The sequence below is a fragment of the Chryseobacterium vietnamense genome, assembly GCF_031454475.1.
GTDB lineage: Bacteria > Bacteroidota > Bacteroidia > Flavobacteriales > Weeksellaceae > Chryseobacterium > Chryseobacterium vietnamense.
This window is the reverse complement of the sequence record NZ_JAVDQX010000003.1, coordinates 185250-206801: the sequence shown is the minus strand read 5'-3', so window position 1 is coordinate 206801 and position 21552 is coordinate 185250. Positions and strand designations below refer to the sequence as shown.

14 protein-coding genes and 2 pseudogenes are annotated in these 21552 nt (G+C 32.8%); 4 read left to right on the top strand and 12 right to left on the bottom strand.

Annotated features, from left to right (window positions below):
* Positions 1–23 precede the first annotated feature (23 nt).
* The gene (locus J2786_RS15030; RefSeq protein ID WP_047426822.1) at positions 24–2045 is read right to left on the bottom strand and encodes a hypothetical protein; all 2022 of its coding nucleotides are present in this window, start codon (positions 2043–2045) and stop codon (positions 24–26) included.
* A gap of 210 nt (positions 2046–2255) precedes the next feature.
* On the opposite strand from J2786_RS15030, the gene J2786_RS15025 reads away from it, so the two are divergent.
* Positions 2256–3479 (top strand): spondin domain-containing protein, encoded by a 1224-nt coding sequence (locus tag J2786_RS15025; protein WP_047426820.1) that lies wholly within the window; start codon positions 2256–2258, stop codon positions 3477–3479.
* An 81-nt stretch (positions 3480–3560) separates the two neighbouring features.
* Here the strand turns inward: J2786_RS15025 and J2786_RS15020 are convergent, their stop codons facing one another.
* The 3 genes and pseudogenes from J2786_RS15020 to J2786_RS15010 all read right to left on the bottom strand — a co-directional run.
* Positions 3561–3851 carry a hypothetical protein gene (locus tag J2786_RS15020; RefSeq protein WP_047426815.1) on the bottom strand — a complete coding sequence of 97 codons (291 nt, stop codon included), beginning with the start codon at positions 3849–3851 and terminating at the stop codon, positions 3561–3563.
* A 158-nt stretch (positions 3852–4009) separates the two neighbouring features.
* Entirely contained in the window at positions 4010–7117 is a 3108-nt protein-coding gene (locus tag J2786_RS15015) for a non-ribosomal peptide synthetase family protein (protein WP_052186735.1), read from the bottom strand.
* A 428-nt stretch (positions 7118–7545) separates the two neighbouring features.
* Positions 7546–8244, bottom strand: a pseudogene (locus J2786_RS15010) (YifB family Mg chelatase-like AAA ATPase); the annotation flags it as partial.
* A gap of 141 nt (positions 8245–8385) precedes the next feature.
* On the opposite strand from J2786_RS15010, the gene J2786_RS15005 reads away from it, so the two are divergent.
* The gene (locus J2786_RS15005; protein ID WP_310025774.1) at positions 8386–8982 is read left to right on the top strand and encodes a recombinase family protein; all 597 of its coding nucleotides are present in this window, start codon (positions 8386–8388) and stop codon (positions 8980–8982) included.
* A gap of 564 nt (positions 8983–9546) precedes the next feature.
* Here the strand turns inward: J2786_RS15005 and J2786_RS15000 are convergent.
* Positions 9547–11760, bottom strand: coding sequence for an AAA family ATPase (locus J2786_RS15000; protein WP_310025772.1), 2214 nt, complete (start codon positions 11758–11760; stop codon positions 9547–9549).
* Between the two features lie 313 nt (positions 11761–12073).
* Between J2786_RS15000 and J2786_RS14995 the strand changes: the two genes are divergently transcribed.
* Positions 12074–13588 (top strand): NACHT domain-containing protein, encoded by a 1515-nt coding sequence (locus tag J2786_RS14995; RefSeq protein WP_310025769.1) that lies wholly within the window; start codon positions 12074–12076, stop codon positions 13586–13588.
* A 258-nt stretch (positions 13589–13846) separates the two neighbouring features.
* On the opposite strand, the gene J2786_RS14990 is transcribed toward J2786_RS14995, so the two are convergent.
* From J2786_RS14990 to J2786_RS14980, 3 genes are all read right to left on the bottom strand, one after another.
* A complete protein-coding gene (locus tag J2786_RS14990) occupies positions 13847–14233 on the bottom strand; it encodes a hypothetical protein (RefSeq protein WP_310025767.1) in 387 nt (128 codons plus the stop codon).
* A 107-nt stretch (positions 14234–14340) separates the two neighbouring features.
* On the bottom strand, positions 14341–14775 hold the full coding sequence (locus J2786_RS14985) for a hypothetical protein (protein ID WP_310025766.1): 435 nt from the start codon (positions 14773–14775) through the stop codon (positions 14341–14343).
* Positions 14776–14916: 141 nt separating this feature from the next.
* Entirely contained in the window at positions 14917–15372 is a 456-nt protein-coding gene (locus J2786_RS14980) for a surface-adhesin E family protein (RefSeq protein ID WP_310025763.1), read from the bottom strand.
* 285 nt (positions 15373–15657) lie between these two features.
* Here J2786_RS14980 and J2786_RS14975 point away from each other — a divergent pair, with 285 nt between their 5' ends.
* Positions 15658–16002 (top strand): hypothetical protein, encoded by a 345-nt coding sequence (locus tag J2786_RS14975; protein ID WP_310025761.1) that lies wholly within the window; start codon positions 15658–15660, stop codon positions 16000–16002.
* Between the two features lie 111 nt (positions 16003–16113).
* On the opposite strand, the gene J2786_RS14970 is transcribed toward J2786_RS14975, so the two are convergent.
* From J2786_RS14970 to J2786_RS14955, 4 genes and pseudogenes are all read right to left on the bottom strand, one after another.
* Positions 16114–17550 (bottom strand): hypothetical protein, encoded by a 1437-nt coding sequence (locus J2786_RS14970; protein ID WP_310025759.1) that lies wholly within the window; start codon positions 17548–17550, stop codon positions 16114–16116.
* Positions 17550–19193, bottom strand: a complete 1644-nt coding sequence (locus tag J2786_RS14965; RefSeq protein WP_310025757.1) for a recombinase family protein — start codon at positions 19191–19193, stop codon at positions 17550–17552. Before J2786_RS14965 ends, J2786_RS14970 begins: the two co-directional genes overlap by 1 nt.
* Positions 19194–19258: 65 nt before the next feature.
* A pseudogene (locus tag J2786_RS14960) lies at positions 19259–20110 on the bottom strand (YifB family Mg chelatase-like AAA ATPase); the annotation flags it as partial.
* Positions 20111–20558: 448 nt separating this feature from the next.
* Positions 20559–21521, bottom strand: coding sequence for a T9SS type A sorting domain-containing protein (locus J2786_RS14955; RefSeq protein ID WP_310025754.1), 963 nt, complete (start codon positions 21519–21521; stop codon positions 20559–20561).
* Between the last annotated feature and the right edge of the window lie 31 nt (positions 21522–21552).

Here is a 21552-nt window from a genome sequence, read left to right as displayed (position 1 = left end):
TTTTATATTACTCAATCTATATTTTAATAAATATCATAAGTACAAATTGGAAAAGTAATATCCGCATTATTTATTGTAATATGAGATGGAATATTAGCTGTTATAATATTTCCTGCTTTCGCTGCAATTTTAAAACGCACTGTTCCACCAGCTGTATTGATGTAGAACATCGCTCCAAGAGATAATTTATTCATATCTCCTGTATTTATTGTAAACATTCTTGATCCTGCAACGGCATCTACGGTATATCCTGATAATACACTTCCTACTCCAGATTCTTTAATTACTGAAGTTTTATGGGTATTAAAATTGTAAAATTTTTCACCCGTATTGAAGTTGAACCCAATCATACTTGAATCCGAAAGATCATTCACTGTTGAATACGTTTCTTCAGGGATTTCAAGGAATTTCACCTTTTCAATCTTTCCTCTGTCTGCTCTGTTAATCATCACCTTTAATTTGCTATTTTCATAAGGTCTCTGAATAATCCCAACATACTTTGCTTGTGGAATGAATGACATATTATTCACGTAATCTCCATCATCTTCAGCTCCAATCTTAATAATTTTCACATCTGAAGTAATCCCCGGAGCAACCCAATAATCCTGTGGCCTAAAATCAAGTAAATCTACCTGAGACTGCAACAAAGTACTGTCTGTTATAACATTTCTATCTTCATCAAAAAGAACAAACTGTGGATAGCGATGCCATTGTACCCATAAATTGGTATTATGATTATTGATTTTAAAGACCTGACAGAATTGGTTATCATAATCTGCATTTGGAAATAAACCTGAAAACTCATTAAACGGTTCCAAATTCTTTATATAAAAATGACTGTCAGAGCCATTGGTTTTTAAGTCTTGACTTAAGTCTTCATCCAATAAGACAATTGGTTTTTCTCCGATATATTTAATCCCATTCTGATCTGTAAAATAAGTAAGATAATGGATTTGATTTGAGTTAAAATTAAACTCGGATCCTCTGTGGAAAATACCAATTCTCTCTCCTTTTTTAATTTCAATTCTTGGTTCCGAAATAGAAATCCCAAAACATGGAGCTGCCGAAAAGTCAAAACAAAGTGTTTCCCAAGGTTCTATATCAAGCCCCCATTCGAATGATTGATTCAGGAAAAGCCAGGAATTACATCCTTTAGAAGCTCCATCTTTCTCAAATTTCACAAATGTTCTTCTGCGGGTAACAGTATTTGCGTCGAGCAATCCGGTAAAAGATCCAAATTCACCACCAATAACACGGTTTGCATTGGCCCAGCCATTATTTGTATTTCTGATTACAAATGCATCAAGATTAGACTGCATTGATTTTAACTGAATTTCATTCCATGCAAAACCGGAAAAAATCCCTGGAGAATCATTGGCATCACAGACAATTCCTTTCGTGAAGAAAGAAGCTCCCAGATACATCTTACAGTGTTGTGAACCCTGAAGTAAAATCCCTATGTAATCATCTGAAGAGACATTGGTTCCCGGTGTTCCCGAAATATTGGTGGTAATTGTGTTTTTAAAACTATTCTGAAAGATCAATACCGTTTTATTACTTGTTCCTCTATAGAATATTTTATTTACAAGAAAGTTTACTGGTTTTTTAAATAAAACCGTATCCGTAATTTTATATCCAATTAGACTGTCTCCAACCAAAGTAACAGACTGAAGTTCAAGCGAATATTTCTCTACTGGATCATTAGGATCAACAGACACAAAATCATACAGTCGGTTAACGAAATCCGCAGCTTTTAAAAATGCCTGTGTATCATCTGTAGTAGAGTCTCCTTTTGCTCCAAAAAGCTCAATATTAATAGGCTTTCCTGCCAGAAAGCTTGTTAGTGCATAATACTCCCCATTTCTTTTTCGGTAAATAATACCATCACATAAAGCATCTGTCATTGCTACAGGATTGGCTTCATGATACCAGTGAGTTACTTTCTGATAGTTTACATTTTCTAAAGAATAACTGTCTATCAATTGTACCAAATCATCTGCAGGATCTGTGGAAGTGGGTGAAAAAAAGTCGTTCGTAAATTTCATTTTGTTAATATTTATTGATTGTTGGTTAGTTTGCAGACATCAATTGATATGGCCATATTCCCTTTTTGTCTTGATACAAATATCGCCCTGCACAACGACAAAACTTGACGTATCATTTACAAAAAAATATTTTAGATTATTTTGTCAGGATCTCAAAAAGTAGCCGACTATAGTTACAAATATCAATTTTAACTATAAAAATTTACTTTTATGAACAAATTAATTTTCAGAACATCAGTTTTAGCATCAGCTACATTAGCTGCATTTACTCTTTCTTCATGCCGTGATTCGGATAATGCCATGATGACGGATATGGCGTTTCAAAGAACCATTACTTTTGAAAACGTCGTTACTCCCAAAGATTTTGTGCAAAGCGGAAGTTTTCAGGGAACGGAAACTCCTGTTATTATGCCCGGACAATCGGTTTCTATTAAATTCAGTGCAGGAAAAACACAGGCTTTAATGTTTGCCACTATGTATGGAGCTTCAAAAGACTGGTTTTTTGCTTCCCAACAGCCAGGTATCAAACTGTTTGATTCCAATGGAAATGCTATTACCGGTGATGTTTCTTCAAGTGTCCGATTATGGGATAACGGTTCCAAAGACGATACTACCGGCCAGGTTGAAAGCAAACCCATCATACAGGTTCCGAATGTAGATGCTTCCCAACTGATGAAACTCAACCTTTCTTACAATGATGTAAGTTCGGAGTTCACCCTTACAATTACCAATAAATCTGACGAAACGGCCCACACAACTCCGTTTTCTCCCGGAGTATGGGCAGTTTCCAACTACAATGGCTCTCAACTGCTGAACAGCGCTCCGTTTTTTACCCCTAATGCTTTATCAAACCCGGAAATTACAGATATTGCTCAAATGGGAAATATCAGCAAAATGATGACAAAACTAAATGCCAATACAGGAATTATGACCGGTCTTTCACCTGCCCTGGTGGTTGTTTACCGTGGTGATAAAAATCCTATTTATGAATTAGGAAAATCAGACAGCGGAATGGGTCTGAAAGACATTGCTCAGTTTGGAAATGTAACCAAACTTCAAAACACTCTGAAATCTCTATCTAACGTAAAAGGTGTATATGTTGCCGGAAATGCTCCTGTAGCACCGGGAAGTAAGATAACAGCAAACTTTAAGGCTGAACCAGGTGATAAAATTGCCTATGCAACAATGTTTGGTTTTTCCAATGACTGGTTTTATGCCAATGAACAAAATATTGACGCCAATACCAAGGGAGACCTTAGTTCGAAAACTTCACTATTTGATTCCGGGACGGGTATTGATCAATATCCGGGTGCAGGAAATCATCAGGCTCTGTTTGGCGGAACTCCACAAAGTGAAAATGTAATTATTTCCAAAGTAGGAACCCAATATCCTGTTCCTGCTGTACAAAATGTGATTAAAGTAACCATCAACTAATCTTCATATAAAAAGAAAAGGTCAGACAATACTGTTTGACCTTTTTATTATGCTATCCTGAAAGTATATCCACTTATTTTATTATTGTTTCAGTGCTCCTTCCAGGTACTGTTCTCCTCCTCCATTGGTAACAGTTATAAAACCTTCATAATGGCTTACCGTCACCCCCAGATCATTGTTTATTTCTTTAAAATATCCGGTCTTTTCCCTGTTATAGATTGTATCTCCCTGCCAGAGAAATTTTGCAGACTGTCCCGTTTTATTCTGAAATGTGAGAACTCTCAACGGATTTGCAAATCCCCGGGATTTAAGATCTACCACTGCACTTTCATTAGCAGCAAAATCTTTTGACAATACAATAACATTATTCATTTAATTTTTATTTGGTTTTCAGTTAATTAAAGAAACAGGATAAGACTTTATCATTACCTGTTACAAATATCCATTCCCACGACGACAAAACCTGACGCATTTGCCGGATAAATTAAAAGCCCAAACATATTTTGTCCGGGCTTTTCAATGATTCACTATTATTCAACCTGAATTCCAAGATATTGTAAATAGGAATCCAGCATTTTCTTATCAAATACAGGTTCCTGAATACCTGAACCCTCAAGATACTGAATAACATTGGAGCAGTCCCATATATAAGTATTCTGATAAAGTTCCACAGTGGATAAGCCTTCATGGATATTATCTCTGAAAAGACTTGTCAATGGATACAAACGGTTTTTACTGTCATCTTCCCACTGCTTCCGCCATTCTTTATAAGGAAGATTTTCGAGTGTGAAAGGATAATTTTTTTTCAGAAGTTCAAAGAACTCTTCTAAAGTAAGATCGGTTTCCGGACGGGCAATCAGGTTGAATTTTTTGCCGATCGCGTCTTTATTTTTTGTGATATGAGCCATGGCTTTGGTCATATAATCTACAGTAATAAGACCTTCCCTAAGTTCAGTGAGTGCGGGATAAGATTTGAATTCTATACAGTTTTTCACCAATCCGGACCACCATTGGTAAGAAGCACTCGCTCCTGTTTCGCTGTGGCACATGGCATATCCAAGACGATACGTAATCAATGGCAGGCCTTCTTTTGCGGCTAAATCGGCAACCGCTTCCATCACCCATTTACTTCTTACGTAGCCGATGTCTTTACTTACAGACATCAGATTCTGTTCAATATCATCGGATTCAAGCACTACTTTTTTTCCGGTAAAGACATGTCCCCAGCTGTATACGGAAATAGTTGACAATAGGGCAAGACATTTTGTTTTTTCCGCTCCCGCCAGTTTTATGACTTCCCTTAATCCTTCTACATTGGGAGCTTTCATATAGGAATAAGGTTCGATGAAGTTGACGGAACTTCCCGAATGATAAATCAGATCGGTTTGCCTGGCAAGCTTTGTAAATGTTTCCTGTGACAATCCTAAAGATGGCAGCGTCAGGTCACCTATAACAGGAATGATCCGTGATTTCTGTCCCATATTCTGTGGAATATGGTATTGTTTAAAGCATCGGTCAATCTTTTCCATTGCATAGAACTCATCCTGAGCTCTTACAAGACAGTAAATATCAGCATTTGTTGTATCCAGAAGTTCCTGCAACAGGTGTATTCCTACAAATCCTGTGGCTCCCGTTAAAAATATAGCAGCCGGATTTTCCACCTGCTGAGGGGTAAATCCACCTGCAAAAACAGTTCCCGGGGCAAGATAGACATCCTGCTGAAGTTCTACGTAGGGTTCCACGTCTTCCGCAGGAATTGCGTTTCCGGTTTCTCCGGATCTCTTAATAAGAATTTCCGAAAGCTGCTGCAGTACCGGATACTGATAGAGATCCCGAAGATACACTTTCACATCAAGTTTTCTTTCTAAAGCTACAGCAACAATGGCTACCAGCAGTGAATTTCCTCCGATATCAAAAAAATTATCTGTAATATTAATAACAGGGCGCTCCAAAGCAGACGACCAGACCTCTACAATAATTCTTTCTGTTTCATTGGTTGGCGGTTCAGATGAAATTACTTCTTTAGCATCTTTTTCGGCGAGAGCCTTTAATGCCGTGATATCTGTTTTACCATTTGCTGTTAAAGGAATTGTATCTGTAAAAATAATCTGTGCCGGGATCATATACCCCGGAAGTTCTTCTTTCAGAGCATTTCGGATTGATGAAGTATCTGTTGTTACGTCAGGTTTTAATACAACAAAAGCAATCAGGTATTTGGTACTTCCCTCCGCTTCCTTACCAATAACCACAGCTTCTTTAATATTTTCCTGCCGGATCAGTGAACGTTCTATTTCTCCAAGTTCGATTCTAAATCCTCTGATTTTCACCTGGTTATCAATTCTTCCCAGGAATTCAATTTCACCATCCGGTTTCCATCTGGCGAGATCTCCAGTACAATAAAGTTTTTCTGTTTCTGTGAACGGATTCGAAATAAATTTGGAACGGGTAAGCTCTTCATTATTAAGATATCCTTCTGCTAAAAGATTTCCGCCGATGCATAATTCTCCGACTGCTCCGACAGGCAGCAATTCTTTATTTTCCCCAAGAATATAAGCTTTTGCATTGGCAATGGGCCTGCCTATCGAGGAAACATACTTTCCGTTGGCATCTTTCACTTTTTTAAAAGTAGCATATACGGTACATTCTGTGGGACCATAATAATCTACCAGCTCATAGCTTAATTCTGAAGTAAGTACCGGTTTTAGTTTTTCACCTGCTGTAAAGAGATATTTTAATTTCAGATCATTATAATTCCGGGTAATATCAACCACAGAAGGAGCAAGAACCGTAGGAACAAAGCCATGGGTAATATGATTTTTTCTGTAGTAATCTACCAATGCATGAGCATTGGTTCTATCCTCATTATCTGCAATAAAAACTGTTGCTCCTGAAGTAAGAGCAGACCAGGTTTCCCACACAGAAATATCAAACGCCAATCCCGCAACAAGAGTCAGTTTTGAAAAGTGATCTACATGAAAGTGGTGATTATGCCATGTTACCAGGTGTTGTATAGCCTGATGGCTTACCATCACTCCTTTGGGTTTTCCGGTTGAGCCTGAAGTATAAATAGTATATGCCAGGGCTTTCTGATGAATATTAATTTCCGGATATTCTGAAGATAAATGATCAAGATGCTCTCTATTGCTCAGATCAAAAACTTTTGTGTCTCCGGTTTCTGATAATAGTTTTTCAAGAATTTGATTGGTAATGATTAGATCAGCAGAGGTGTCGGAAAGAATATATTCTACCCTTCTGACAGGGTAGGCCGGGTCTATCGGAACGTACGCTGCACCTGTTTTGATAACTCCAAGTACAGCAATAATCCATTCTAAAGAACGGTCCAGCCAGATGGGAACATATTTTCCTTCTTTAACACCATGGCCCAGTAATAAATTGGCCACCTGATTGCTTCGCTGGTCCAGCTCTCCATACGTAATTTTCTGATCCTGGTAAACGGCAGCAGTCTTATCAGGATGCAGGATTACCTGTCTCCGGAAAAGAGAAACCAGGGTTTCTTCATGATGATAATCCCAGCCGGTTTTATTAAACCTGTTGAGTAATTTTTCTCTGTCTTCAGAAGACAGTAATACCGCTGAACCTATCGATAAGGTTTCTGATGAGGGATTTGTGTTTGACATAATAATTTGATTTGGATTAAAAATGATAAAGTCTTTCTCCCTATGGAAAACAATTTAATAACAGGCCACGAGGGATAACCACAAGCTTATACTACTAAATGTGTTTATTATAGTTTTCAGGAAAATGAACGATGCAGAGTATAACCCATCTGCTTTGAGAGCAAAAGGGAAATCGCATTCAATCATTATTCATGACATTCGAAAAGAAGGAAGAATCGTAAAATATACTTTTCAGAACCGGGTATATTTTATTCGGTATTTAAAAATTTGTTTTTCATACGTGATAGTTAAATAATTTGGTAATCAAACTTAACATAACTATTTAAACTATGCGTTACATAATTACTACATTTATCCTACCACAGGGAATTAAACTTATGAAAAAAAAAGCCTTTTATTTGTTTTAAAACCAGCTAAATAGCACCCAATCATCCATTCCAGAATTCCCTGTCCAGACTTCTGTATTGTATGGCTTCGGAAATATGATGAGACAGGATATTTTCAGATTCTTCAAGGTCTGCTATTGTTCTGGCGACTTTAAGGATTCTGTCATAAGCTCTTGCTGAAAGATTAAGTTTCTCCATGGCTAATTTGATGAGACCGAAAGACGTTTCATCCAGTTCACAATATGCTTCAATTTCCTTAGGTCCTATTTGGGCATTACTACTGATATTGAGGCTTTGATATCTTTTATTCTGAATATCCCTTGCTTTGAGTACGCGATCTCTGATATCCTTACTTTTTTCTCCTTTCCTTTTCTCGGAAAGCTGTTCAAATTCAACTTTCTGAACTTCGATATGGATGTCTATTCTATCTAAAAGCGGCCCTGAAAGTTTATTCATGTACCGCTGCATTTCGTAAACCGATGAGGTGTTATTAGGATCATCGGGAAAGAAACCGCTTGGGCTGGGATTCATAGAAGCTACCAGCATAAAACTTGCCGGATAGTTTACTGTAAACCGGGCTCTTGAAATTGTTACTTCACGATCTTCCAGGGGCTGGCGCATTACTTCCAGCACAGTCCTTTTAAACTCAGGCATTTCGTCCAGAAATAAAACTCCGTTATGGGCAAGGGAAATTTCTCCGGGCTGAGGATAGCTTCCCCCTCCTACCAGGGCAACATCTGTTGCTCTACATAATGAGAGGGTATAAATTTAAAGTATAAGTATTCTTTAAAACACTTGAATAAGGGATTTTTACGAAAACAGCTATAAAATTCCGTATCAAACAATACCACTCTATTATTGATACAAAAAAAATATTTTATCATGAAAGCAAGATACATAAGAGTTTCAACTGGAAATCAAAAAACAGCAAGACAGGAGCAAAAAGCGTCCAGAGAGGAACTAATTTACACTGATATTATTTCAGGAGTGAAGAATTTTAATGAAAGACCCGAAGGGAGAAAGTTAATAAAAGATATTATCGATGGTAAAATTACTTCTCTTGCAGTAAGTTCGATAGACAGATTAGGACGTAATTTGGTTGATATATTAAAAACAGTAGAATTTTTAAATCTAAATAAAATTAATTTAAGAGTTGATAATCTCGGACTTGACAGCATTGTAAATAGTAAAGAAAATACTGCTTTTAAATTAATTATTTCGGTAATGGGAAGCGTTGCGGAAATGGAGAGGGAAACAATCTTAGAAAGACAAAGAGAGGGTATTATGATTGCTAAATTGAATGGAGCTTACAAAGGTAGAGTAAAAGGCTCTAAAGAAAGTAATGAGATCTTTTTGGACAAATATAAAGATGTGATAAAAAATCTTAAAAAGGGTAATTCTTTTAGAGATACTGCGAAAATTTGCAGAGTCAGTGTTGGAACTGTGCAGAAAGTAAATAAATTACTATCTAATAAGTAAACAATCTTTACTCAATCACTCTCATAATCAATAGCAATTCAAGTTCTTAAAGGAATCAATAGAACGGAGAAGAAAAACATTATCTTCTTTTTCAGAGATCAAATATTTTTAGGAAATTATTTTCCAGAATTAAAATCCGTGATGCCAGTACGCCCTTAAAAAAGTCAATTTTCTTTTTGCAAACAGGGGGGAGTTTTTATACACAGACCTCATCCGGAGTATTTTTTTTAAAAATTTTTAAATTTCACTAAATCAACTCGAATGATCTCTGATGGTATCCAAATTTTTTCGCTTGAAAATAAATTCTGGCATCTTCATATCAATTTAACAGAAATAAGACCTAAAATAGGACACCATACAACGTTAAAAATGCAAATGCAAACTTTGTTCGAGCGACATTTTACCAACTAAAAACAAAAAAACTGCAAACATCCTACTAGTAATGATTTGAAGCTATTTTACAACACTCTTAATATATGTGAATATTAATAATTATATAAAATAGCCTAATGTAGAGAATATAGACCATTTTCAGGCTCGGAGAGCAACTATAAATTTACAATTTTATTCTTCCTCTATTCCAAACATCATATTATAATGTCCTTCATGGTCAGTTTTAATAAAAATGTCTTTAAATACTTTTTTATAATTCTCTATTGTTCTATCAGGAAGTTCAATAAATAAATCATCATTTATACTATGAGAGCCATCATTTATCCAGCTTATTAATGATCTACAAATATTCTGTTCTTCTTTTGATTCAAATTTCTCAATTAAATCATCATCACCAAACTTTCCAAGAAGTTTAAAATAATTCTCAATAATTCTTCTCATGATATTTTGCAAAGATAAGCTTGAACTTAATTCCTCACTTTTCAATTCTTGCCACAAAAGTGTATATGATGATTGAATTGGGTTTTTTACTCCAAAAGATTGGATGCTTGAAGTTTTATCGTTCTTTCTTAAAATCCAATAATTAGTTTCTTTGCATTCTTTTGTTCTTCCATCAATAAAAGAAACTTCTTTATGAAAATACACATTATGAGTTAACAAAATAATTTGTTTAATATTACCAATATTAGATTTAATATCTTTCAAAATATCTTTAATTAAGGTACTCACAATAAATAATACATTACTATCCAAACTTGAAATTGGGTCATCAATAACTAGAATTCGTTCTTCATTTACAGTTTCTTGCGACGTTCCACCTTTTGCTAATTGTAGATAATATAAGAATGTAATAAAAGTGACCTCCCCCTCGCTTAAAGTTTCTTCGGCAATCGTTCCGTCTTCACGTTGAATTTGATAAAAACCATCTTCAGATGTTGGAACAATTTCAAAATTTAGGAAACAATACGATTTTAGCAAACGATTGATTTCATTTATTGTAGGTTGAATGCTTGTGACGTCTTTACTTAATGTTTTAATTTCAGAATCAAGAGCACTGTATTCATTTAATTTAGATTCCACTTGTGTTTTTAGTGCATCAATACCTTTTTCTAAACCAATTTTTTGAGTATTGTAGGAAGATATATCCATTCTATATTCCTCAATAATAAATTTCCAAATAGAATTTATTAAATTCTTTCTTTCTGTATTGAAATTAAGAACAATAGCATTATGTTTTGCTATTTCAGAATTTGTAGTTCTAATTAATTCTGAAATTAAATCTAATTGTTCTTTTAAAGAAACAATTTCAATCTTTCGACTTGGCTCTTTAGATTTATTATTCAATAGTTCAACATTTATAACACTTTGACTAACTAAAGTTTTGACATAAGCAGAGAATTTATCTATATCTAATTTACTGCTTTTTAAATTTTTTTGATTAAGTTCAATCCCATCAAGCTGATTAATAATATTCTGAACTAAATATTCATACTCTTGCTTAAGTTTTTTTAATGATTCCAAATCTTGCAAATAAGATTTGTCAAAAAAAAATTCCAATTGCCTTTTAAAATCTTCTGAAATAGTTTGTTTTTGACAAAAAGGACAAGTATCATCATTATCTTGTATATAACTTCTTCCCTGATTAACCCAATCATTGATATTAAATTTTTGAATAAGCCTCGCAATATCAACATCCGCCTTACCTACTATAATTTTATTCCATATTACGTGATTTTCAATTTCTAAAATTCTATCACACTCAGGCATACTTAATAATGGTATATTTTGTGGAATTTCATTAAAGATGATTTTTGCTCTATCTTTTAACTCTTCTAAATCAGATAAACTTGAAGTATTGTTTGAAAACTCATTTAATAATTTGTCATTAAATTTATCTTTGCTACTTATAAATCCTACAAATGCCTCTTTAAACTCTTTTTCGTATTTCTTATATATTTTTTTCCAAATACTTTCTTTAAAGTTCCGTTCTAAGTCATTCTTTTTATCATTTTGAATTTTTAATGTAGCACGTTTTTTTATACCATCTTCTTTTATCTTTTGTAATTCTTCGTTTTTTTTATTAATTACCTCAATTTCAGCTTTAGTGGCTTGACCAATTGTAAAAACACCATTTAATTTACCATTACCAAAGTTTTGTTCTCTAAAATCTTTATTATATACCAAAGTTTTCAACTTTTGTCCATTTTGCCATTGAATTGAACAATCATTAAATTTTGGGTTGTTAGGATTTTGCAAAAAATTTGATAAAGTTGTTTTACCGCTACCATTTGCTCCATAATAGAAATTAATTTTTTTAATATTTTCTATACAAATCCCTGCTGTATTATAGGTAGCTACATTTTTAAGTACAATTGATTCTATCATGGTAATTCTTTGGCTATTAATAGTATACTAATTTAAAGTAATTTCATACATAATTACCAGAATAATCTTAATTATAATTACGGTTTTCCGTAATTATAAACTCTAACATAGGAGATCATATCTAATGAGATTGCTTAATCGGCTCGTGAATATTATTTTATACGTCTACCTAAATGGATCGAAAATAATTCATTGATTTTTAATTGTTTATATATTTGATATAATTAATAAATATAAACTTATATATTTAATATTAACGCAATTCGTATATTAGACGTAAAGCGTAATACTAAAAAAACAATAACCAGCCCTTATGAATGAATTAATTGAAAATTTTTTCAACTTATTTTTTATTCCAAAAGTTTCAAAAGCCTTATCTGAAATAATGAATTTTGGAGCAATTTTAGGTGTAATAACTTATTTTTTTAAATATTTATTCAATTTATTTTTAAAAAGAAAAAACAATCTTAACCTTATTCCATATTATACAGATGCAACACTAAAAGCAGCAAAAAAAAAATATATTCGAACTAAATGTCAAAATATAGATCCTTCTAATGAAATTGAGTTTAATAATAATTTCGCATTTGCAGTTAGAGAAGATTTATTAAATTTCTTTTTAAAAAATGTTTTTAGAATTAAACAACCAGAGCAAAAGTATTATCTAATATTAGGTGACGCGGGAATGGGGAAAACTACATTTCTATTAAATCTTTTTAGATTATACAATAAAAATCTTCGAAATCTGATATTTTCAAATGAAAAAATTAGGCTCTTACCTTTAGGTGAGAATTTTGATGAACTACAAAAAGTAATTTCTGATATAAAGGAGCCAGAAAAAACGATTTTACTTTTAGATGCTCTAGATGAATCAAATTTGTTTTTTCATGAAGAAACAAAAAACTATTCACTTTTTTTTGACAAATTAATAAGTCATGTTTCAAATTTTAAACAAGTAGTAATAACTTGCAGGACAAATTTTTTTGTAAATGAAAAGGAAGAACCATATGAGTTAAAAATTAAAAAGTATAATACTATCGGAAATGGTTATCATATCATCAAAAAAGTGTACATATCTCCTTTTAACAAGTCAGATGTTAAAAAATATTTAAATAATACATTTCCATTTTGGCAAATCGAAAATAAAAATAAAGCAAAGAGAATTATTTTAAGCACAAAAGATATATTTTTCAGGCCAATGTTATTGTCCTATATCGAAGATTTGGTTAAGTTGAATAAAAGTAATTTTATAAAATTTGAAGTTTACGAAACACTTATTGAGGCATGGATTAATAGAGAGTCTCTAAAATATCCAGATTCTGAAAGAATTACATTTAAACAAAATCTTTATTATTTTACTTACGAATTAGCTATTCACATTTACAATAACTATAAAGAAAATGGGTATTTTATAAGCTTTGAAGATTCTCAAAAAATTGCTTCAAAAAACAATATAAACTTGAATGAATTAGAAATTCGAAGTAGAACATTATTAAATAGAAACTCAAATGGTGATTATAAGTTTTCCCATAAAACAATTCTTGAGTGTCTCTTAGCATACTTTTCATTTCTTACACGAAAGAATATTGGTGTAAATCAATATCAGATATTTTATAATCTTGAAAACTTTGATTTTGCGCAAGATTTAGTTGAAGAATTGCATTTAAATTATAAGCAATTCTTTAAATTACCTAATATTTACGAAATCGATGATTTTGCTAGTGAACATGCCTCTAAAGTAATCAAAGAAAAATATAAAAATAGTAAACCAACAATTGTTTGGGAAGATGGTACGATATATAGAATTCATTTGCAAGACATATCTTAGAAATATCTTTACATATCTACACATAATAAGGGCTTGGAGAAATGTCGGGTGAATTTCCAAGTTCAATATTTGTAATTCTATTTCCGCATAAGTTTAATTATTTTCTTTTTCATAAACTATTTGTTTAAGCCAATAATAAATCATGAATACATTCTCCTGACATATCCAGATTTTAGCCCCTCAAATTTATTTTTGATACTGATATACCAAAAACAAAAGAAACGTGCTAAAATCCTGATACGCCTATGTAAAAATCAATTAATTCTTTCCACCTGTCCAAGTTCCGCTCATACTTGCTGAGGTATTAATCCAAGTCCCATTTCCATTATTTCCACTCATTTGTCCTGTAAATGTTGCTCCTGAACTTGCACTCCCAGCAATTGCAGAGAAATTTCCGGATTCTGAAACATTCCCGTTAACATCAAAGTCCTCATTAAATACGGCTGATGTCGTTGTTCCTGTAACTTTTCCTGTTGAACTTACATTAATCTTAAATGTTCCGTGGTCTTTTGTTCCGGAATAACTTCCAGACCATTTACCCTCAAAGGGGAATGATTGATTGTTGTTGTCATCATCGTTGTTTGAGCAGGACAAAATGATGACACTGAAAATGATTGTTAATGTTGTAAAAATTAGTTTTCTCATGATGTTAGAGTTTTTATTTGTTAATGATTAAATTTTGATTTTTAGTGATAAAAGTATTATGAATTTATGGGTGTTTCTTACGGATAACCGTAAATAGCAAGGGTTGGTTAATATTGACCTTTTTTTTGTTCTTTGTTTATGCTCAAACACTTTTTGGTATATGTAAATACATTGACGAGCAAAAGCACATCAATAATTATTATTACTAACCTTACAAACCAATCTTTTAAAATCAATGCACCTAGATCCAGATTCAAAGATTCTTTGTAAAAGAATGGGATATAGAATAGAATAAAAATGAATGTTCCTGATAAACCAACTACAACTAATAAAATAGGTATAATGGCAAATACATAACTGACTTTATATCTTTGGAAAATTTGGAATAACCCCAAACAGGCTACAACCAAACCAAATGTCAGTTCTACGTCATTATCATGGCTATAACCATATATAATTAAAGAAATACCACCTACAACAAAGCCTAAGAATATTAGGAAGATGAAGAGAGGTTCTAAAATTTCTTTTGGTCTAATTTTCATAATAGTATTTTTATTATTGGACTTAATAGTAAATAAATAAGGCTAACGTAGCTATATACGTACCCTTGATTTTTCGCTTATCTTTTCAAATTGATATGAATGTACCAGAATTTAAAAAGACTAGGAAAATTGTTGATACGGTTAGGGTTTGTTACAAACAAAATCAAACACAGCCTCAGACATTGTATCTGGAATGACCTCGTCAATCTCACCACTTAATTTACCAGATGAAGTTACTTGACCTTTTGAATTGTAGTTAACATACGACAACAAAGCGTATTTCTTGGAATTACAATAAATTTTCCATCTCTCTATAGAGTAATCAGACTGCTTTGTTATCCAGTTTCCTTTCTTATCCTTGTAACTCCTTGGAGCATTAACAGTTTTAACCCAACAAACATAATCCTTTGAATAGTTATCGTTTGGTTCTATGTCCTTGACGTAGTATTTAATCTTTGTCACGGATTCACCGAGGTACGTCCAGCCATTAGCAATATTTGCAAATACGTGGTTAGGGACTTCTTCAATAGTTTCTGAATTTTGACAATGATAAAAAGTGAATGTAAAAATGAGAGTGATAGATAATAGGGTTTTCATAAAATAGTTTATCACCCAGTTCCAAAATGTTTTGTGATTATATAAATAGAAAGGCGTGGAACTGTAGCCTATTGTTACTGAGGTACTGGTATACCCGATACACAAATAAACCACGTCCACGCCAAGCGTGAACATTAGGTCTATTTATCTCGTGTATCTTTAAATTACCAGTTTTCAGTAACAAGAATAAATAGCTAACGCAATCTATATTTTAAATGTAAATTTTTCTTTTTTCCTATATAAAAATTTTTCTAACTTTTCACAAAATTAGACATTCCAAATGTTATGAGCAACTCAAAATTTAATTCTGTGATGAGAGATTATTTTTCTAATCTTGATAATGATGTGAAAAGATTTATTCATTCAAATTACATTAATTCTGGAATGGATTATTTTAATTTTATGGATACTTTCTTGTATAGCTATGGAATCATCTCATTTAATGTCGTAACGAACATTGATAATAATAAATACAGTTCTTACATTAAATTTTCTGATAATAACATTTTTAATGAAACAGGGGAAATTACTATTGCAACCGATGTTAGTTCTGATACTGCTGAAGAGAGATTAGCAAACAAGCTGATTACACTGATTCATTTTTCTAATTATGATGATTGGGTAAGATAAAACAATCCCTACGTTCTCTAAACATACCCTTGATTTTTCCGGTCTCTACATTCGTCTGATATATTCTATCATAAAAATATTTTAAAGGGAAAAATCGGGGGTACGTCTGTTTTACCACTCCTTAACCTCTGTCTTGGGAACACATCCCAAATATTCTATAAAACTGTCATTAAAAACCTGCTGTAACTTATCCATATAATCAGATGTTGTTATTAAACAGTCGTGTAGTGTAAATATAGGGGCGTTTCTTCTATATTTTCTGTTAAATCTCCTTGCCACAACATCAACAACAAAACATGCTTCAATCTGAAAAAGAATATGTGAGAACTTTTTATGTCCGGCTTCATCTTTAAACTTATTAATCCTTTCAAGTAATTCAGGAAATTTTGTTTTGAAAATTTCTTGTTCTTGTTCATAATGTTTTGATTGAGCAAAGAACATTGCTAATAAACGTTTCTTACAAACCTTTTTTATTTGGCTCTCTGTTCCTTGATAGACCCCATCATTTTCACTCTCATAAAAATACTTCATCTGTTCAAATGGGTAGGTTTTATTAAAATCAGATATAAATTCATTATAAAACTTCCCCTTTCCTCCTAACTTTTTCAGCAGTTGAATCTCCTTCTGAGAAAGGCTTTCAAAAGATTTGTAAATCATTAGATAGTAAGAGTAGCTCTTCTCATTTAATATATTATATATATCTTTATTAAATAATTCTTTAATAAGATTCTTATTAAGAGTATTATCTATCAATAATCCTAAAAAGAATATAACAGAATTAGATATATCAATTTCAAATAACTGTTTATTATCATAGGTAATAAACTCTCTGTAAACTTTAGGTAATTGTGTTATGTTGGTATAAACTCTTCCTAATGAATTTCTCTTAAAGGTTAATCTATAAATTCCGTTATAAAGGTTTACAATCTGTGTCATTTCTTTAACATACATACTATATTTCTGGTGCATTTCATACCTTTGTTCACACAGTTCAACGGCTTTCTCTAAATCAATCTGTAACTTATCCTGATTAAAAAATTTAGTAAGAAACTTAAAAGTCCCAGTGTTCAATTCGGTGTCAGTTTTTGAATATTCTTGTTTAATAGTATTTATTATCTTGTAATCGTTGATATAATCTATTCTAAGTTTATTATTCCTGAAATATGCACCAAATCTGTATTCAAAAGAATTTTCACCAACATTATACGGGACTCTTTGAAATATACTAACCTGCTTCGTCCTTGTTCTGCTCCTTCTTACTGTAAAATTATCCCCACATAAATATTCAATCATTAATTTATGATTGGAATATTGCTTCCCTTTTCTCAAGGAATTAATATTTACATATCTTTCAGATGCGCTATAATATTGTCTTTTATATAAATTACTTTCATCCTCTAACTCCTTATTTTCAACAATTCGTCCTTGTTTAATAACAATCGTATTAATCAAATATCTCAAATAATCTGCATCGAAAATAGAAGAGTTGACCTTTATTATACCTTCAATGTAAATTCTTTCCGGTATTAAAACTGCTAATGATTTCATTACAAAAATTTCATTTCCTGTTGTTCGTATTTTTGTGCCCTTTCAACCATTTGTCCTAAGAAATCTAAAGACATCGTATTCGTCTTATCCCCTTTTAAATAATTACGTATAGCTTTACTACTACCATTTAACGGATAAACTTTTATACTACTCTGTGTGTTAAACTTTACAGTTATATAATAATATTGGATTTCTTTATCAAAATAAACTCTAATTCTTCGAATGTATTTCCTTATTGTTTCTTGTCTTTTGTTAAATGGTGTTTCCTCTTTAAATAGCTGTATATCAACAAATAGATCTTCCTTTAATCCAGTAGCCCTCTCTTCGAACCTCATCTCTTCTTTTAAATTTTCCATCCGAATATTAATATCACTCACTTTTATATCGTTAGCATCAATTATCTGTCTAACTTCACTTTCCTTCAAAGTGCCTTTAACTACAAGTTCTATTGCTCTTTTTTTCTCATTCAAATAACTGCTTTTTTCTTTTTCAAGTTCTTCAATCTCTCTATTTAAAATACTCAATTTATCTATTCCTGATTCACTCTCATCTTTCAGAATAGCATTTTTTATATCATATTCAGTGAATATAGAAGACCAAATGAAATCGTCCAAAACATCTATATTGATAGATTTATTCCCACAGTTTTGCTCCTTTAATCTTTTAGAACTACACATATAGTAATTATCTTTTTTATTTACCCTAGTTCTTCCATACATATTTCGGCCACAATAAGCACACTCTAAAAACCCTTTCAACAAGTATTTATGATCTACCTTCTTTCCCGAATTATTACTGTTTCGTGGAAGATTATTATTAACTTCCTCCCATAAATCAAATTCAATGATTATAGGGGCATCAAATACCTCACCTCCAAAATGTCTTTCACCCTTATATATTGGGTTTTTAATAATACCTCTAACCGTATTGCCCGCCCACTTTACCTCTGTTTTATTCTTTTCGGATACCTGTTTAGTATATTTATTCTTTACTTTTATTGTACCTTCACTTATCTTATTATACCTTGTCAAAATTCCATCACCATTTAATCTTTCAGCAATCTTATTTGTACCCAAGCCTTGTAAGCTTTCAGAATAAATTCGTTTTACAATTTCGGCTTCTTCTTCATTTACAATTAAATATCCTTTATCGTCTTTGCCGTAACCATACGGAAAAATACTCGAATGTGCCTTTCCCTCCTTGGCATTTCGTCTTAAAACTGATTTAATTTTCTTGCTGGTTATCTTAACATAATACTGGTTATATACAGACATCAAGTCTCCAAACATCTCTTCTTCATCATTATTAGATTTAACCTCTCCGTTGTGAGTGAATAATTTAGTATTGTTGTCTTTGAAAATTTTTTTAATTACATACCTAATTTGTGGGTTTCTTTCAAGTCTTGACTGATCGAATACAAAGACAGAATCAATTATACCCTCCTGAATATCATCAATCATTCTTGAAAACGATGGTCTATCTTCTATATTTTCCAAAGTCCCAGAATACCCCTCATCAATATAAACCTTATATTCAGTACTAAGTCTCTGTGCTAATTCAATTCCCAAAGCCTTTTGGTCTGCTATTGAACGGTCTTTACCCTCTTCTTTTTCTCTTGAAATTCTACAATAAATACCCAACATGATGTAATAAATTAAAAATTCTTTGTTAAAGTTACATAGAATTTTTATTTTTACACCACATTATATAGAGTAACATCAGAAATAGTATGATGTGGGGATCTGAAGGGACGCACAGTCATTAATGATGTTTCAGTTCCTATTTTCCCGGCTACAGAATGAATTTTTGTTGTTTCCAGCGCTTCTTTCAATGTCAGAGGAGGCAAGATACTGGGAACTCTTTTGGCCAGCATTGTTTTTCCGCTTCCTGGCGGCCCGATCAGAATAATATTATGTCCGCCTGCAGCTGCCACTTCCATAGCTCTTTTGGCTGTTTCCTGACCTTTAACCTCAGAGAAATCAAAAGGAAAATTGTCGATCTTTTCATGAAATTCTTTTCTGGTGTCCAACGTTATTTTCTCAAGCACTTTTCCTTCGTTAAAAAAATCAATAACTTCTCTGATGTTTTCTACTCCGTATACTTCAAGATCATTTACAATAGCGGCTTCCCTTGCATTTTGTCTGGGAAGAATGATTCCTTTAAAACCTTCTTCTCTGGCCTGAATCGCAATGGGTAAAACTCCTTTAATGGGTTGTAAACTTCCATCCAGAGAAAGTTCTCCCATAATAATATAATCTTTAATGTTCTCTGCCAATATCTGATCTGAAGCGGTTAAGATACCGATTGCAATACTGAGATCATAAGCAGAACCTTCTTTTCTAAGGTCTGCAGGAGCCATATTAATGGTAATTTTCTTTCCGGGAATTTTAAATCCTACGTTTTTCAGTGCTGCAGAAATTCTGTAGCTGCTTTCCTTAATAGCATTATCAGGAAGCCCCACAAGATGGTATCCTACTCCTCCGGTATCTACATTCACTTCAATAGTAATGGTCTGTGCAGCCACTCCATGAATGGCACTTCCATAAATTTTGATCAGCATGATGTGTTTTTGAAGTAAAAATAATGAATATACCATTCTGAAAATCTGAGCTTTACCTTAACAATATTCTACCCAGGCAGATATTTAAAAAAAGATTTTAAGGAAACCAGATCTTCGTTTGAAGGAGCATGGTGATAATAAAAAAAACCGGTACAAATTACTTTGTACCGACTCAACCATTATTAAAAACTAACGAAAAAGATTATGCCATCTGAATTACTGAAAAAATTAATATAAGTCAGGAAGCAGGATGCCGGAAAGAGAAAATTCCTTTTTGGGAGTAATTATGACCGTCATTAGATTAACAAGGATGAAAATGTATCTATGAGCGTAAAGTATTAAAATAAATCACTTCAGTTCTTCTTCAATACAAGGAACATCTCTCCTCAGACATCCAATCTTCCTTCCCACAATCAATATTTTAGCATCTTCAGATTTTATAATCCTATTATTTTTTTATAAATCTATTTTTATATTCTGTTCCATCCGTGCTCTTAGAAACAATGATATAATTTCCCGGTACCAGACCGCTTACATCAATCGCCTGATTATATCTGTGATCATTTTTCTTCAGAACAAGTTTTCCGGACATATCTATAATCATAATTTCTTTATAGATTTTATCAGATTCTTTCCCGATATAAAGGTGTTGTGCTGTAGGATTAGGATAAACTTTCAGATTATTATCTTTAATTTTTGTTTCTCCTGTTCCCAAATTGCTGCAGAACTCCCAATCCCCGAAATTCAATTCTACAAATGCAAACGGATCTAACATCTCACACTGATCGGGACAATATTCCGTACAGGCATAAAATCCGTATTTCCCTGAAGTGGTGGCCACGTAAGTATCTCCTACTACTCCCTGAATAATACAAGGATCTCCCGGCACCGGCTGATTACTGCTCGGCACACATTTGAACCAGGTATGTTTACCATAGAGAACAGGAAATATATTATCAAACTGTACAGAAGCTCCATTGCAGACATTCACTGTTCCCCCATTGTCCTGATATGTTCCAGGTGTAAACGTGCTCATCATAGCCGGCAGACCGTATACAAAACCATCTGCAAATGCTGTAGCGCTTTCTGCTGTACAGTCACCTTCAGAAACAACTACTTTAAAATAATTCAACTGATCGTTGCCACTAATGGTTAACTGCTGGGATGTTGCTCCCGGAATGGCTACCCACGGGTTGTTGTTGGGTGTCTGCCATGTCCATTCCTGTTTGTACCACTGATAACTTGCGTAAGTCTGTGTTGTGGAAAGAATTTCATCTTCTGTATTACAGAATAAAATCGTTCCCGGATACTTTTGTCCAAGTCTCGCACTGGTAATTGTAGGTGTGCACTGTGCTTTTATATTCAAAACGGAGAATAATAAAACCACTAAAAAAATTAGTTTTGTTTTCATATATCAATTATTAAGTTTGGTGTTTTAAAAT

Coding starts and splice junctions, on each gene's coding strand:
- J2786_RS14955 (WP_310025754.1), bottom strand. CDS start 21,521: ATGAAAACAAAACTAATTTTTTTAGTGGTTTTATTATTCTCCGTTTTG.
- J2786_RS14980 (WP_310025763.1), bottom strand. CDS start 15,372: ATGAAAACCCTATTATCTATCACTCTCATTTTTACATTCACTTTTTAT.
- J2786_RS14975 (WP_310025761.1), top strand. CDS start 15,658: ATGAGCAACTCAAAATTTAATTCTGTGATGAGAGATTATTTTTCTAAT.
- J2786_RS14965 (WP_310025757.1), bottom strand. CDS start 19,193: ATGTTGGGTATTTATTGTAGAATTTCAAGAGAAAAAGAAGAGGGTAAA.
- J2786_RS15020 (WP_047426815.1), bottom strand. CDS start 3,851: ATGAATAATGTTATTGTATTGTCAAAAGATTTTGCTGCTAATGAAAGT.
- J2786_RS15000 (WP_310025772.1), bottom strand. CDS start 11,760: ATGATAGAATCAATTGTACTTAAAAATGTAGCTACCTATAATACAGCA.
- J2786_RS15025 (WP_047426820.1), top strand. CDS start 2,256: ATGAACAAATTAATTTTCAGAACATCAGTTTTAGCATCAGCTACATTA.
- J2786_RS15030 (WP_047426822.1), bottom strand. CDS start 2,045: ATGAAATTTACGAACGACTTTTTTTCACCCACTTCCACAGATCCTGCA.
- J2786_RS15015 (WP_052186735.1), bottom strand. CDS start 7,117: ATGTCAAACACAAATCCCTCATCAGAAACCTTATCGATAGGTTCAGCG.
- J2786_RS14990 (WP_310025767.1), bottom strand. CDS start 14,233: ATGAGAAAACTAATTTTTACAACATTAACAATCATTTTCAGTGTCATC.
- J2786_RS14995 (WP_310025769.1), top strand. CDS start 12,074: ATGAATGAATTAATTGAAAATTTTTTCAACTTATTTTTTATTCCAAAA.
- J2786_RS14985 (WP_310025766.1), bottom strand. CDS start 14,775: ATGAAAATTAGACCAAAAGAAATTTTAGAACCTCTCTTCATCTTCCTA.
- J2786_RS15005 (WP_310025774.1), top strand. CDS start 8,386: ATGAAAGCAAGATACATAAGAGTTTCAACTGGAAATCAAAAAACAGCA.
- J2786_RS14970 (WP_310025759.1), bottom strand. CDS start 17,550: ATGAAATCATTAGCAGTTTTAATACCGGAAAGAATTTACATTGAAGGT.